Raw genomic sequence first — 15,561 nt, forward strand, 5'->3', positions numbered from 1 at the left:
ATCCCATCTATCGGCTTAATACGTTGACCCATTTCTGGGAAGCGTTTTCCAGTAGTCCATACACATCTTCAAATGCCTCGCGGCTTTTACGGTATGGATCCGCTATTTCTCGTTGGTTGAGCCAGTGTCCCAGCAGCATGGTTTTACCGCGCGCAGCAGGATCGATACGGTTTACCTGCTCCAGATGTCTCTTCTCCATCACCAGGATCAGATCAAATTCACGGCACATCTCTGCGGTGAGCTGACGCGCCTGATGCTCAGCCAGCGACACCCCATGCTGCGCCGCCACATCGCTGGCGGTTTGGTCCGCCGCATAGCCTTTCATAGCGCTCAGACCGGCAGACTCAACCCGCATGGCGGGAAGCGCCTGCTTCAGCAAACGCTCGCCGGTTGGCGAGCGGCAGATATTGCCAACACATACCACTAACACTGACTTAATCATGACTTATTAAGGCCTTCCAACGGATGGGGGTCAGACGTGGCTGACCCGGGCGATTAATCCCACTGATGGATTAAACGCGTGCTGTAAACCGCCTGATCGATACCGGTAATGGTCGGTAACAGACCGGAAATCACGCGATTCCAGCGGGTAAGCGGTGTGGAGGTGACATACACGATGTCATACGGTTGCAGCTGGAATTCCGTGCCCATGACCATTGCGGCAGCGTCTTTCGTATTGAGCTGGTAGATATTGGCAATTTTCTTGCCGCCAGTGCCGTGCAGTGGGCGAATGACAAACACGCCGGTTGCATCTGAAGTGGATTGATCCATGCCCTGAGCATTCCCCAGTGCTTCTGCCAGCGTCATGCCGCTGCGATCCATTTTCAGCGTGGTTTGCTGTTTCACTTCGCCCATCACAAACACTTTGAGATCGTCATTGCGCGGAACGTAAAGGATATCGCCGGGATAGAGCAGATGGTTCTGGCTCAGATCGCCATTCTGCATCAGCGCCTGCAACGAAAGACGATTCTCCTGACCGTTATGGGTCAGCACCACATTACGCCAGTCGGCATCGGCAGCTAATCCACCCGCCGCATTGATCGCGTCCAGCACGGTGAGCGGCACGTTGGTGATGGCCTGCTGACCCGATGTGGTGACAGAACCGGTCACGTAGGCTTTTTGCGACCGGAAAGCGGCGACGTTAACGTCAACCTGTGGGCTTTCAATATATTGCGCCAGACGACGCGCCATCTCGCTACGAATTTCCGTTACCGTACGACCTGCAACGCGCACTTTACCAATGTACGGGTAGAAGATTGTTCCGTCTGCCTGTACCCAGTTACCGGTGTCACTGGCGCTACGGTACTGACCGGCTGGTGTGGTCAGTTCAGGGTGATCCCACACCGTCACGTTCAGCACATCGCCAATACCCACATGGTATTCATAACGCTGGATCTCGCCCTGCAACAGCGGATTAGCCTGCGCGACCGTCGGACGCGGACGCATTCTTTCCACCAGACCTGGCGTCATGGGAAAGACGTTAACGTACTTATCAATGTCGTAGTTACTGTCTTGCTGTTCGACAACATCTTTTCCCATCGTCGACAGATGCTGGCCTGGCACCACCGTACATCCGGAGAGAATCGTTGCTGAGATCAGTAAAGGAAGCAGTTTCGTTTTGATTGTAATCATCTGATTCATCGCTATCATTTGTTGATTGATAGCGGCGCATACGCCGCTGTGTAAGCGTCTGACAAAGGGGGAAAATCGCCAGATTAAACGCTGAAACTCTGTTTCGTTATCATTCGCTCCCTCTGGTTAATAAGCACCATCACGCTTCAACACCACGCCCACTGTTTTGAATAAAATTGCAATGTCATTCCACAGTGACCAGTTCTTGACATACCAGGAGTCAAAATAGACACGCGTCTCATAGTCCACGTCATTACGCCCACTCACCTGCCATAATCCGGTCATGCCAGGTTTCGCCATCAGGTAGTAATCAACATCTCCGGCATAGCGGCTTAACTCATCCTCAATCACCGGGCGCGGCCCTACCAGGCTCATTTCGCCACGAAAGACGTTCCATAACTGAGGTAATTCATCCAGGCTGGTTTTGCGGATGAAGTGGCCGACACGGGTAATACGTGGGTCGTTTTTCAGCTTGAAATCTTTATCCCACTCGGCGCGCGCTTCCGGGCTGGTACGCAGCACCTCTTCCAGCACCTCTTTCGAGTTGATCACCATGGAGCGGAATTTCAGACATTTGAACTTGCGACCGTGCATCCCGACGCGCTCATGTCCGTAGATCGGCGAGCCACCATCCCGTGCCACTAAAAAGGCCAGGATCAGCAGCGCAGGTGAGAGCATCAAAATAATCGCCAGGGCACCCACAACATCAAAGCTGCGCTTCAGGAAACGCGAAGTGCGGCGCGCCAGGTTGTTGTTCACGCGCAGAATCATCACTTCATGGCTAAAGATATAAGCCATGTCGGTGCCATACAGCGGCACGCCGCGCAGGGTCGGGATCACCGATACCGAACGACAGTTATGCTTTGCCAACAGCTTCAGCCAGTTGTCGCGGTGCTGGCTTTGTTCAAACTCCACCGCGACAATAAACTGTGTTTCCGCCTGGGTTAACGCCCACACCTGCTCTTCACTCCGCAGGACGGGTACACCGGCTAAGGTCGTTTCTGCGCACGTTCCGTCAACATCGACAAAGGCGATAACATCAAACCCCATCACCTCTTCACTTTGCAGCGCCTGCCAGGCTTCCAGGGCATTTTTATCGCTACCAATAATGATGGTTTGTTTTTTCCACAGCCCGAAACGGTTTAACACACGTTTTGACAGTGCACGCGCCGATGGAATCAGTACCAACGCAAACAGCCAGGTTAATAACCAGACAAAGCGTGACATCTGCCATTGTGATAATGCCGTTATTGATAAATCGATAACGGAAAAAATGAGAATGGTACGAAAAATCTCTTTTAACTCGAACCAGAACGGTTTGCGATAAGTAAAGTGGCGCAAGCGCACCCAGAACCAAGCAACACACACCACAGAAAGGAAGAGATGCGTTGCAATTTTAAGCTGCATATCCTTTTCGGAAATATCTGCTAGTGGTGAATTTGCCATCAGGCTAATCACTGCCATCGCGAGGAAAAAAGCGGCGTTGAAGCAAATTAAATCAGAGCATGCCAACAGCAATTTCGTAGTAAGACTTTTGAACGTAAATTCAGTATCGCGCATATTTAACTCTTTATTTTATTTCCTTAAACCCAAAACGCCTCAGGCACTGTTAAATCTGGCAACGAAGCCATGCCTTGAACGCTACAGAGGGGATCCCGGTTTTTACGCCAATCCTCGTTGCTCATGAACCAAGAAAAACCATTTAGTACCAATTAATTAGCCAAATTTTTACGCAGTAACTTGCCTGCTATTCCTGTACCCGTATTTCAGCCTCAGACACGCTACCGCCCTTGGCTGTCGCTGCCAATACCGCTGTTAATCACCTTGTTTTCCGTCTGGCTTTGCCTGTAAAAGATTTCTTAACCGTGAAAAAAAGCGGCCTCAGAAATTAACCCTCTGAGATATTTCTATTACTGCATAGCAGCAGGCTTTTACTGGCTCGTTGCTATACTAGTTATTACTGGCTTGTTTACAAGTAGGTGCTGGCGCGCCTGCGCTACTTTAGGAAAAAGACTACCAGTAATTAGTATTGCCAGTTCTCAATTCAGATATTTATCCCTGCGATTTTAGGATTTATGCCATACGGCAGGGATTGCAATTAATTAAAAAAATTGCATATACATTACTTTACAGGCGGAATAATCCTAATTTAGGAATCTACTGGGATCGTAAAAATATTCAAAGCGCATAACAAAAATAAAAAGTTTTTATTTCAATTCAGTAAGAGAAAGTCCGAATAAATAGACACCATTAAATATAAGAATATCCTTAGATGATAAGCCACGAGATTGATGTGCTTTTTCAGCACGGTATCGGGTGTGGCCGGAGGCAGTTATGTTTTGCCAGACCAAAAAAAGACAGGAATAGATGGACCTGAAACCGCAGCCGGGATGGGTACGTCAGGTCAGGAGAGGAAAAAAAACCCGGTCAGATGGCTGACCGGGTTTCTGTACATCATCACATCATGGGTGAGGCTTGCCGCGCTGACCTTGTGGTGGTGACTGGCTGTCTAACCACTGATTCAGGCGTGATTTGGCTTCGTTTTGGAGCTGCTGACGCATAATCTGATCCACGGGCAGTGAATACTGCACGTTTTGCCAGCTGCCATACATGCGCAGTGGCACCGACTGCTGCGACAACGCATTCACCAGGCTATCATCGCCTTTCCAGCCACTGACCTGAATTCCCAGTGTGACATCGAGAGATTGTCTGGCGAGATCAATGGCACCCGCACCTTTTAGCGCCAGGCGGTCACTGCCCCCCTGAACGTTTTGCAATCTCATGACGCCATCGTTCAGCGTCACACTGGCGTTAAGCTGATCAATCGGATGGGATACGTTATCGTCATTACTCACACGATTGCTGATACGGGCGACTGCACGTTGCAGCATCTGTTGCGGATCTATCTGCCCCATTTCCAGCTTGTTGACCTGCACGTCAGCCGTGCCATGCCAGCTATTTTTCGCCTGCTGCAAATCCAGCGTTTCACCTTGTAGTGACCCTTTGAAGTCCAGATCGCCGCGTAACGCATCAGGTAACGCGAGCGCCTTCAACAGCGGTTGCAGTGGGATGCCATGTAGTTCAGGCTGTAATGCCACTTGCGTCACGGGCTGACGAATGTCCACTGAGCCAGGTACACTAAAGTGCCCGGTCCCCACGTGTCCTTCAAGCGTCTCCAGGGTCATCAGCCCCAGGCGATCGTTGGCTTTAACACGGAAATCGGTTAGCGCTAGCCCTCGCCACAACACATTATCTGCCTGTAGATGCAAGTCGAGGTTCATGGCATTCAGGGGAGAATCTGCATTTGGACGTTCACGCGGCTCGGCTATTACCGGGCCACGGCGTGAAGCCCGCTCCGCATTAGTTTGTGTATCATCGGCTACGCTGGTGGTCAGCAGGCGATCAAAATTCAGACTGGTGGCATGGAGATTAAGTGCCAGCTGTTGTGGCACCAGCAGGTCGCCCGAAGCGTTCCCGCTGAAAGCACTGTCATTGGCACTCACCTGCAACTGGTTGAGATCAAAACGCTGGGTCTGGCCATCCCAACTGCCCTGTAAACTGACATTACCTTTAATGCCTTCCGCAGGAAGATCGGCACCTGAGAGTTGGTAATCCAGCTTGCTGATCTGCCCTTTCAGGCTACGTGGATACTGTGCCGCATCCAGTTGCCCCTGGAGATCAAGGTTAAGGTTTTGCTGATCGCGTGAGACGCGCGTATCCAGAGAAATGCTCGCTACGCGGGAGCTGTTCTGTTCCAGATTAAGGTTGAAATCGCGGAAGTTTATCGCTTCACCACCGGCAGGCTGCCAGATGAGCAGGCTGTCCGACAGCTGCAGCTGAGCAATTCTGAACGACCAGCCGTTGTCACTACTGGTGCGTGGTGAGCTATTGCGCGGACCGGTGGGGGCATTTTTGGCCGTCACGGCTTCGCTCTCTGGGGTAACGCGAACCACCGCATTTTTCAGCATCACTTTACTGACGCTAAGCTGATGGGATAACAGCGGCCAGAGGTTGACATCCAGCCGCATGTTTTCTGCTGTAACAACCGGATCAGTGGCACCAGGTGCCGTCAGGCTGGTGCGCCCGGCCAGAATGCTCAACTTCGGCCAGACGTGCCAGCGCAAATCACCGTGCAGCTCAAGCTGATAACCACTGCGCTGTGCAACCTGTTGCACCATGTAAGTACGAAAGTCGTTGGGATTGACCAGCAGCACCAGCGCCGTCATTCCCGCCACGACCACCACAAACAGGATGGCCAGCGTGGTTATCACTCTTCTCATCACAGCCTCAGTCTTCGCGGATCAATCTTTATCAATACGACTGGCATCAGCACCCTGCTGCCCGCGATATTTTGCATCTTCACGGCGATTGTACGGGCGAGCGGCAGGCGCAGAGAGCGGTTCAAAGCTCAGTGCACCAATCAACATACCTGGACGCAGCGCCAACGGCAATTTACCGGAGTTAAAGAACTCCAGCACAATTCTTCCCTGCCAGCCGGGATCGATACGGTGTGCAGTCACATGCACCATCAGCCCTAAACGCGCCAGTGAGGAACGACCATCCAGCCAACCCACCAGGTCATCCGGGATAGTGACCGACTCCAGCGTCACCGCCAGTGCCAGCTCACCTGGGTGCAGGAAAAAGGCCTCACCTTCTGGCAAGACAATCTCATCACTCATTACGCGATCCAGCGCCGCAGCAACTTCCTGCTTAGGGCCACTCAGATCGATAAACGCAGCCGTGTGGCCGCTAAAGGTGCGGAACTGATTACCCAGACGCACGTCAACCGTCGCACCGTTAATGCGTTCAACCGGTGGACGAGGCTCAATTGCCAGTTTGCCGCTATCGAGCCAGGCTTCAATATCGCGGTCACATAATCTCATTGGCTTAACTCCATGGCATAAGTGTAGCGGGTCTCACTATTCTGACCCGCATCACATCCTTGCGGACGACGTTATTCAAAGAACTGATTGATTTTTGCCTTGAGGATGTCAATGGCGATACGGTTTTTACCACCGCGCGGCACGATAATGTCCGCATACTGTTTCGAAGGCTCGATGAACTGCAGGAACATCGGGCGCACCGTTTTCTGGTATTGCGCCATCACTGAATCCATAGAACGACCACGTTCATTGACATCACGCTTCATACGGCGCATCAGGCAGATATCTAACGGCGTATCCACAAAGATGGAGAAGTTTAGCTCATCACGCAGGCGTGCGTCGGTCAGCAACAGGATTCCTTCCAGAATAATCACTTTCTTCGGCTTCAGATGCTGCGTCTGGGCAGTGCGGGTATGCTCAACATAGCTATACACCGGCAACTCAATATCCTGGCCCGCCTTCAGCGCTTGCAGGTGCTGTAACAGCAGGTCGTGATCCATCGCGCTAGGGTGGTCATAGTTGGTTTTCACCCTCTCTTCCATAGTGAGGTGACTTTGGTCTTTATAGTAAGCATCTTCCGGGATCACCCCGATATGCTCATCACCCACCTGGTCACGAATTTCACGATAGAGCGTGCTGGCGATTAAACTTTTGCCCGAGGCGGAGGCACCTGCGATGCCTACGATCACGCACTGATGAGAGTTGTCAGTCATACTTTTAAAAGGCCTGATACTGGCGTTCACGACGTTATACAGCCACCCGTGCTGCGCCGATGAACAAAAATGAGAGGGTAATTTGGCGGTGATTATAGGGATTTCAGGGAGGTGACGCCAGAGAAAAGCAGGTTCGGTGTTTTCAGATTTTATCCTTTTATTACCGCAGGTTTCACCGATAATATAGAACGTAGCGAACATACCGTGCGTCAGTCTCACGGTTTTCAGGTCGCTTAAAGACACCCCAGCACTTCCGGTTGGGATTCAACTCATCAACAAGGAGTGGTATGGCCTGGACAATTTTGACCTACTTTGGTGACAGCATGTTGCTGATCCCCACGGCGGTAATCATTGCACTTATTCTGCCGTGGAAAAGTGATAATCGTCGCACTGTATGGTATTGGCTGATCGCTTTTGGTCTTGCAGGGCTGATCGTCAGTGTCTCTAAAATCCTGTTTATGGGCTTTGGTATCGGCAGCGCACGCTTCGATTTCACAGGCTTCAGTGGCCACAGCGCCATGTCTTCAACGCTGTGGCCAGTGATGCTCTGGCTGCTTTCTGGCCGCTTTTCTCCCGCCTGGCGGCGGGTGGCGATTGGCATCGGCTACCTCATCCCGATCATGGTGGGCTATTCTCGCCTGGTCATTCATGCTCATTCGCTGAGTGAAGTGGTGACCGGGCTAACGCTTGGCTTTACGCTCAGCACCGCCTTTTTGGTTTCGCAGCGTCGTACTTCGCTCAAAGGCTTTAGCTGGCCACAGGTCGCCGCTGCGGTATTAGTCCCGGTGATACTGATCAGCCATGGCAGAGTCGCGACAACGCAGGAATTTCTGGCACAGCTCTCGGCAAAAATTGCCGGACTGGAGAAACCCTTTACGCGCGCCGATCTCCACCAGCAGTAGAAAAATCACCCCTCCTGGTTACCCGGTAGACAAATTGCGGCTTCTACCGGGTGCCTGAGGCACTTCCTCATCGCCCATTTCCCCCCTGTGCCCCTCCCCTGTTGCTGCGCTTGCCTGTTGCCGCGCCCTGAGTTAAAGTCGCCCCCTTTTTTTTAGCACACAGGGGTCATGATGAAGGCAGGATTCGATTACGGTACCGCAAACTGCGCTATTGCCGTTATGCAGGCGGGCACGCCGCAGTTACTGGCACTGGAGAATGGTCAGCGCTTACTGCCCTCAATGATTGCCGCCCCAACGCGCGAAGCCATCAGTGAATGGCTGTGGCGTCATCACAAAGTTGAGACGCCAGATGCAGAAGGTAAAGCGCTGCTGCAACGCGCTATGCGCTTCAACCGCGAAGAAGACATTGACGTTAACGCTAACAGCGTCCTGTTTGGTAACGGCGCACTGCAACACTATATGGTTGATCCGGAAGATGTGTGGTTCGTGAAATCACCAAAATCGTTCCTGGGGGCTACCGGCCTGAAGCCGCAGCAGATTGCACTGTTTGAAGATCTGGTCTGCGCCATGATGTTACACATCCGTCAGCAGGCAGAAACGCAGCTCGACCAACCGATTATCCAGACCGTGATCGGTCGCCCGGTGAACTTCCAGGGCCCAGGTGGCGAAGAGGCTAACCAGCAGGCACAGGGGATTTTGTTACGTGCTGCGCAACGTGCAGGTTTCCGCGACGTGGAGTTCCAGTTTGAACCGGTTGCCGCCGGGCTGGAATTTGAAGCGACATTGCGTAAAGAAACGCGCGTGCTGGTAGTGGACATTGGCGGGGGAACCACCGACTGCTCGCTGCTGCTGATGGGGCCCGAGTGGTGTAATAAAGCCGATCGTCGCGATAGCCTGCTGGGCCACAGTGGCTGCCGCGTCGGCGGGAACGATCTGGATATTATGCTCGCCTTTAAAACACTGATGCCGCTGCTGGGCCTCGGTGGTAAGACGCAAAAAGGCACTGCCCTGCCTGCCTTGCCTTGGTGGAATGCGGTCGCAATCAACGATGTTCCGGCGCAAAGTGACTTCTACTCTGCGGCCTGCGGTAAGCTGCTGCGTGATCTGATCCGTGATGCCGAACAGGGCGATATGGTTTCCCGCCTGCTGAAAGTATGGCAACAGAAACTGAGCTATCGTCTGGTGCGTGCGGCAGAAGAGAGCAAAATTGCGCTGTCAGAGCGGAGTGACACCATCGCTGAGTTGAAATTCGTTGCGGATGCGCTGGAAACACCGGTCAGTGGTGTGATGCTGGAAGAGGCCATCGCCCAGCCGTTAGAACGTATTTTGCAGCAGGTTGAACAGGCGCTGAGCAGCAGTTCAGTTCGCCCGGATGTCATCTACCTCACGGGAGGAAGCGCCCGATCGCCAGTCCTGCGAGCCGCGTTACAACAAGCGCTGCCAGATACGCCAATTGCCAGCGGAGATGATTTTGCCTCCGTAACGGCAGGTCTGGCACGTTGGGCGGAGACGATTTTCGCCTGATATAGTGCTAAAACAGCAGCGGCCCCGCAGGGCCGCTGTTGAATCAAAATGCGATATTGGCCGAAATACCACCTACAAAGGCATCTTTCACCTGGCTTACCGCACCCGGTGCCGTGATGTACTGCAGGTTAGGACGGATCGCCAACCATTTAGTCAGCTCAGCGTTGTAATACACTTCATAGTTGTACTCAGAACCACTCTGAATCGGCAAATAGGTCGGGCTGTTATAGTCCGTTTCACCGTTATAGGCATTCTGTTGACGTAACGCAGTCGTGTAAGCGCTGTTAACGTGAATACGCGCTGCACCAATACCGATCTCATCATCTGGACGTGCATCAAACGGCCCACGCCAGGTCAGAGCAAGTGACTGGTAGTTGTCGGTTTTCGATGTTTTATGATCGTTCATGACCGCCTGCACACGGATCCCCAGGCCGCGTTTCGCATCCCCGCCCTGCGCAGTTAGCTGTTGTTGTAACAACACATAACCACCGTAGGCGTGAGCTTCATTCTGATACGCCCCATTACGCCAGCTACCGTAATCGCTGCCGTTGGTTGAGGAGTAGTAGTAGCCGATACGGTAGTTACCCGGCAGATTCTCTGGCCCGAAGGTCGGTGTCCAGCCCAGTTCAACCGGAACCAGATTACCAACGGTATTAGAAGTATCCAGACGGAAGCCATCACCGCGATCGTAGTTAGCCGGATTCTGGTTGTAGAAGCCCACCTGGAAGAAGACTTCAGGCGTCAGATTGAGCTTGATTCGACCGCCCCACTGGGAAATCGGCCAGTTATACCAACGGTCGCCACGCCAGTTACCGGCCTGGCCACCACCGAATGCCAGGTTCTGGAACAGGTTGCCGTCGTTGAGGTTATCAAAATCTTCGCCCACGGTGACGCGACCGGCTTTCACATCAACCACATCATCAAACAGGCCTTTACGCAGCCAGAACTGGGTTAAACGCCAGGTCTGCCCACGACCATACACTTCCTGCACGGAAGAGAGGGTTCCTGCACGGCGATCGCCGAGTTGATCCGAGAGGTTCTGCCCATCACGGTTCGTGATGGTCATCTGGAACTCTGTATCCTGCCAGTTCAGCAGTTTTTGCAGGTCAAAATTGGCACCAAAGGCGAACTGGTCACTGTAGCGCATGGTGGTGCTGCTGTGCGCACCACCGCTGAAGTTAGCGGCGCTTTCCATCGTGTAGTTGACATCAAATTTGATGCCGTTGTCCGCTAACTGCGTTCGGGAACCACCCCAGTCACCAAACATATAGGGAGAGTCGTAGCTGAAGGCATCTGCAGCGGCGGCAGAGCCACTCAACATGGCAAACATCAGAGTGCCGGTCGCGATGCGACTCAGCGGGAAGCTATGCACTGCTCTTTTCTTGTTCATGATGATTATTCTTATAAAGTTAACGGGAATGACACGCAGAGCTTAGTGCTGGAGTTCAATCCGTTTTTATAAAAATGTGCGCTTAAATACGCTAACTATCAGTTTTTTCGTACATTTGTGAGAACGCTCTCCGAATGAAAAGTTTTGTCAATTTTTTAGCACAAAACGTCACGCAGTTTCCAGAAGGGTAAAACGAGGTGTGCAGGTTTATATTCTGCTACAGGCCATTTTATGTTCTGAAGCAGACCTAAAGTCGTAAACGGTGGGTGGATGACCAGATAATGCACTGTATATCTGGATAAATTTATCACTCTTTACAAAAAAAGCGCGCTGCCTCAGGGACAAATTTTTCTGCTTCCCCCGGCGCCTTTTCACGGGTTTGCGACATATCCAGTCGCCTTTTTTCCCTTTCCGGGATTAATCGCTATGACCCGGTTACAGCGATCCTCCTCTCCACCGCATTACGGGCCGAATCTTACCCCGGGCCTGGTTGACAGCCCGGCCGGATTTTGTGAAGGTTTGCCGCGTTTTGCTTCCGGGGCCGCCCGCAGAAGCACGGATTAGCGGCTGAATAAGGAGATTCACATGGGAGAAGCGGCGCGCGTTGGCGACCCGATCGGACATTCTTACGCCCTCGCCGGCATGATAGCCGGCACCGTGGTGGGCGGCCTGCTGGCCGCCGCCGGTTCGTATGCCGCCGGGGCCCTGTTTGCCGCCGGCCTCGCCACCTCCTGCCTCGGCGTGGGACTGCTGGTCATCGGACTCAGCGTGGCCGTGGGCTTCCTCAGCGGCTGGCTGGCGACCGCCGCCCGCGATGCCCTCGCCGGGGTCGGGGAGAGCAGCTTCTCCCAGTGCGGCACCCTGCTCACCGGCTCCCACAACGTCTTTATCAACGGCAAGCCCGCCGCCCTCGCCACCTTCAGCCGTGCCGCCTGCAGCCAGGACGGCCCCTGCATGCAGGTGGCCCAGGGCGCCTCGAACGTCTTCGTCAACGGCTTCCCGCTGGCGCGCAGCGGCGACAAAACCAACTGCGGGGCCACCATCCTCTCCGGCTCGCCCAACGTGATTATCGGCGGCGGTACCGTCACCACCCTGCCCATAAAGCCCGAGGTGCCCGAGTGGGTCGGCCAGGTGTCGGACCTGACGCTGCTGTTCGCCGGGCTGCTCAACTTCTCCGGCGGCCTGCGCGCGCCCGGTGCCGTGATGAAGCTGGCGGAGAAGCTCAGCAAGCTGCGCGGCGTGCGCAAGATTGGCCGGGTGCTCTGCCGCCTCGGCGTGCTGATGACCGCCAACGCCGCCGCCGGGATTATCCTGCGCCCGGTGGATATCATTACCGGCCAGAAGTTTCTCAGCGGCGACGACGAGCTGGACTTCGTGCTGCCCGCGCGCCTGCCGCTGACCTGGCAGCGCAGCTGGCACAGCGCCAACCCCACCGAAGGCGTGCTCGGCCGGGGCTGGAGCCTCGAGAGTGAAAGCCACATCGCGCGCTATGAGAACGGCGTGGCGTGGTACACCCCCACCGGCGAGTACGTGGCCTTTCCGCTGCCCCCGGTGGGCTGCAAAACCTGGTCTGAGGCGGAGAAGTGCTGGCTGATGCAGCACGCCGACGGCAGCCTCGAAATCTTCGACACCGGCGAAATCCGCTACCACTACGCGCCGCTGCCGGAGCACGGCGTGGCCCGCCTGACGCGCATCAGCGACATCGCCGGGAACGCCACCCTGTTTTACTACGACGCCCGCGGCCTGCTGAGCGAAGCCGTGGACGGCGCGGGGCAGTTTATCCGCTGCCACTACCACACCGGAGACAGCGGGGCCACCCGCCTGAGCCGCGTGGTGCTGCTGCGCCCCGGCGAGCCGGACCTCCCCCTGGTGCACTACGACTACGACCCGCAGGACCGGCTTATCCGCGTGCAGAACCGCGCCGGGGAGACGGTGCGCCGCTTCGGCTGGGACGACGACGGCCTGATGGCCTGGCACGAGGACGCCTCCGGCCTGCGCAGCGACTACACCTGGCAGGACATCGACGGCCTGCCGCGCGTCACCGGCTACCGCGGCAGCGACGGCGAGTGGGCCAGGCTGGGCTATGACTTTGCGGGCGGACGCCGCAGCGTCCAGCGCGACGGCGGGCAGAACGCCCGGTGGGTGCTGGACGACGACGAGCAGGTGGCGCAGCTGTGGGACTATGACGGCCGCCGCTACACCCTGACGTGGGCGCGCGGCGAGCCGGTGTCTGTCCGCCTGCCCTCCGGGGCGGCCTGGCACAGCGAGTGGGACCGCTACGGCCGCCTGCTGAAGGAGACCGACCCGGACGGCCACGCCACCGAATACCAGTACTCGCGCAACAGCGGCCAGCTGTTCGGGGTGAAGCGCCCCGACGGCAGCCAGCACCTGCAGCACTGGGATACCCTGGGCCGCCTTACCCGCCGCACCGACGCGCGCGGTAACCACACCGACTACCACTACGACGACGAGGAAGAGAGCCTGCCGGCGCGCATCACCGATGCCCTCGGCGGCGAGGCGCAACTGGTCTGGAACCGCCAGGGCCAGCTGACGCAGTACACCGACTGTTCCGGCAGCATCACGCGCTACGACTATGACGCGCTGGGCCAGCTGACGGCGGTCACGGACGCAGAGGGAAATACCCGGCAGTACCGCTACGACAGCGCCGGACGGCTGGCGCAGCTGCTGCACCCGGACGGCAGCGACGAGCAGTTTGCGTGGCGGCCCGACGGCCAGCTGAGCCGCCACACCGACCCCGGCGGCAGCGTCACGCTGCGGGAGTACGGTGAATACGGCCAGCTGCGCGCGATAACCGGGCGCAACGGCATCACCCAGCGCTTTGGCTACGGCGTGCGCGGCCGGCTGGAGTGGCTGGAGAACGGCAACGGCGAGCGCCACCGCTTTGCGTATGACCCGCTGGGCCGCAAGATGGCCGAGCAGCGCCCGGACGGCCTGACGCTGCACTGGGGGCTGGACGAGGACGGCTGGCCCGCCTCGCGCAAGGAAACCGGCATCATGCTGAACGTCACGCCGCCGCGCACGCTGGCGGAGGCGTTCCGCGCGCTGGAGCAGAACCCGCCGGGCAGCGCGGTAGGCGGCGAGAACGCCGACGGCACGGCGGTCCCCGGCACCGACGGCGGGCCGTACCCGTCCGATGCGGTGTTTGAGCGCCTGCAGCGGCGGCCAGAAAGCCATCAGGGTGGCGGCAGCCAGAACAGCGCCCCCGCCGCGCTGCCGCGCGCCGACGGCCCGGCACGCCAGCAGCAGATGCGCTACAGCCCGGCCGGTCGCCTGCTTGAGCGCTCGACGTCGCAGGCGCAGTGGCAGCACGACTACGACAGCTGCGGCCGGCTGGTGCGCCTGACCCGCACCCCGACGGCGCTGGGCCTTGCGGCGGGTATCACCGCCGACGTGGTGAGCCTGCGCTACGACGCCGACGACAACCCGCTGGCCGAAACCGGCGGGCACGGCGAGGTGCAGTACGCCTGGGACGCGCTGGATAACCTGACGCAGCTGACCCTGCCGCAGGGCGACAGCCTGCGCTGGCTGCACTACGGCTCGGGCCACGTCAGCGCGGTGAAGTTTAACCAGCAGACGGTGAGCGAGTTTACCCGCGACCGGATGCACCGCGAGCTGAGCCGCACCCAGGGCGCGCTGACCCAGTGCCGCGCCTGGGACGTGATGGGCCGCCGAAGCTGGCAGGCCAGCGATCTCGCCGGAGAGACCGACCCGGCCCCGGAGAGCGCGCGCTACTGGCGCACCTTCCGCTACAGCCTGCGCGGGGAAATCAGCGGCAACGATGACGCCTGGCGCGGCAGCACCCGCTACCAGTACGACACCGCGGGCCGCATGACCAGTGTAATCCCGCACCCGCATATGCGGCCCCAGACCCACCTTCGCTATGACGGGGCGGATAACCTGCTCGACGAGACCCCGGTGAGGCTGAGCAGCAAGGACGACGCCCCGCTGCACCACGTCACCGGCAACCGCCTGCGCCACTGGCAGCGCCTGTTTAACCGCTATGACCCGTGGGGCAACCTTATCAGCCGCCGCTGCGGCTGGCTGGAGCAGCACTACGAATACGATGACGACAACCGCCTGATACGCGCCCGCGGCACCGGCCCGCAGGGCCGCTATCAGGCCGAATACCACTACGACGCGCTGGGGCGGCGCAGCAGCAAAACCGTCACGCGCGAGCAGTCTGCCCCGGAGACCACCCGCTTTGTCTGGCAGGGCTGGCGTCTGCTGCAGGAGCAGTTTGCCCCGCACGCGGGCTACGGCGACCGCTGCCGCACCTGGTGCTACGACCCGGACAGCCCGTGGACGCCGCTGGCCGCGCTGGGCCACACCGGCGGCTACCCGTCGGTGCAGATACAGTATCTGCACTGCGACCTGAACAGCGCCCCGCTGGAGTGCACCGACGAGCAGGGCCAGCTGCGCTGGTCCGGCGACTACGCCCCGTTCGGCGAGGTCACCAACCCGGTTATCAACAGCATGCCGATGCTGAAAAATCAGGT

At 57.0% G+C, this 15,561-nt stretch carries 10 protein-coding genes; 3 read left to right on the top strand and 7 right to left on the bottom strand.

Annotated features, from left to right (window positions below):
• Positions 1–7 precede the first annotated feature (7 nt).
• From B880_RS0106710 to udk, 6 genes are all read right to left on the bottom strand, one after another.
• The gene (locus B880_RS0106710; protein WP_017346618.1) at positions 8–442 is read right to left on the bottom strand and encodes an arsenate reductase/protein-tyrosine-phosphatase family protein; all 435 of its coding nucleotides are present in this window, start codon (positions 440–442) and stop codon (positions 8–10) included.
• A gap of 53 nt (positions 443–495) precedes the next feature.
• Positions 496–1,641 (bottom strand): polysaccharide export protein, encoded by a 1,146-nt coding sequence (locus B880_RS0106715; RefSeq protein ID WP_017346619.1) that lies wholly within the window; start codon positions 1,639–1,641, stop codon positions 496–498.
• Positions 1,642–1,758: 117 nt separating this feature from the next.
• Positions 1,759–3,192: an undecaprenyl-phosphate galactose phosphotransferase WbaP gene (wbaP, locus tag B880_RS0106720; RefSeq protein ID WP_017346620.1), complete on the bottom strand. Its 1,434-nt coding sequence runs from the start codon at positions 3,190–3,192 to the stop codon at positions 1,759–1,761.
• Between the two features lie 902 nt (positions 3,193–4,094).
• Positions 4,095–5,912 (bottom strand): outer membrane assembly protein AsmA, encoded by a 1,818-nt coding sequence (gene asmA / locus B880_RS0106725; RefSeq protein ID WP_036645457.1) that lies wholly within the window; start codon positions 5,910–5,912, stop codon positions 4,095–4,097.
• Between the two features lie 21 nt (positions 5,913–5,933).
• Positions 5,934–6,515, bottom strand: coding sequence for a dCTP deaminase (gene dcd / locus B880_RS0106730; RefSeq protein ID WP_017346622.1), 582 nt, complete (start codon positions 6,513–6,515; stop codon positions 5,934–5,936).
• A gap of 71 nt (positions 6,516–6,586) precedes the next feature.
• Positions 6,587–7,228, bottom strand: a complete 642-nt coding sequence (udk, locus tag B880_RS0106735; RefSeq protein WP_026042463.1) for a uridine kinase — start codon at positions 7,226–7,228, stop codon at positions 6,587–6,589.
• 287 nt (positions 7,229–7,515) lie between these two features.
• On the opposite strand from udk, the gene B880_RS0106740 reads away from it, so the two are divergent.
• Together B880_RS0106740 and yegD are read left to right on the top strand one after the other, a co-directional pair.
• Positions 7,516–8,130 carry a phosphatase PAP2 family protein gene (locus B880_RS0106740; protein WP_017346624.1) on the top strand — a complete coding sequence of 205 codons (615 nt, stop codon included), beginning with the start codon at positions 7,516–7,518 and terminating at the stop codon, positions 8,128–8,130.
• A gap of 171 nt (positions 8,131–8,301) precedes the next feature.
• Entirely contained in the window at positions 8,302–9,654 is a 1,353-nt protein-coding gene (gene yegD, locus B880_RS0106745) for a molecular chaperone (RefSeq protein WP_017346625.1), read from the top strand.
• 43 nt (positions 9,655–9,697) lie between these two features.
• Here the strand turns inward: yegD and B880_RS0106750 are convergent, their stop codons facing one another.
• Positions 9,698–11,044 (bottom strand): carbohydrate porin, encoded by a 1,347-nt coding sequence (locus tag B880_RS0106750; RefSeq protein WP_017346626.1) that lies wholly within the window; start codon positions 11,042–11,044, stop codon positions 9,698–9,700.
• 585 nt (positions 11,045–11,629) lie between these two features.
• Here B880_RS0106750 and B880_RS25610 point away from each other — a divergent pair.
• Positions 11,630–15,561 (top strand): DUF6531 domain-containing protein (locus tag B880_RS25610; protein ID WP_017346627.1); only part of this gene is annotated, 3,932 nt, incomplete at its 3' end.

It is taken from the genome of Pantoea sp. A4 (genome assembly GCF_000295955.2).
Classification (GTDB): Bacteria; Pseudomonadota; Gammaproteobacteria; order Enterobacterales; family Enterobacteriaceae; genus Pantoea; species Pantoea multigeneris.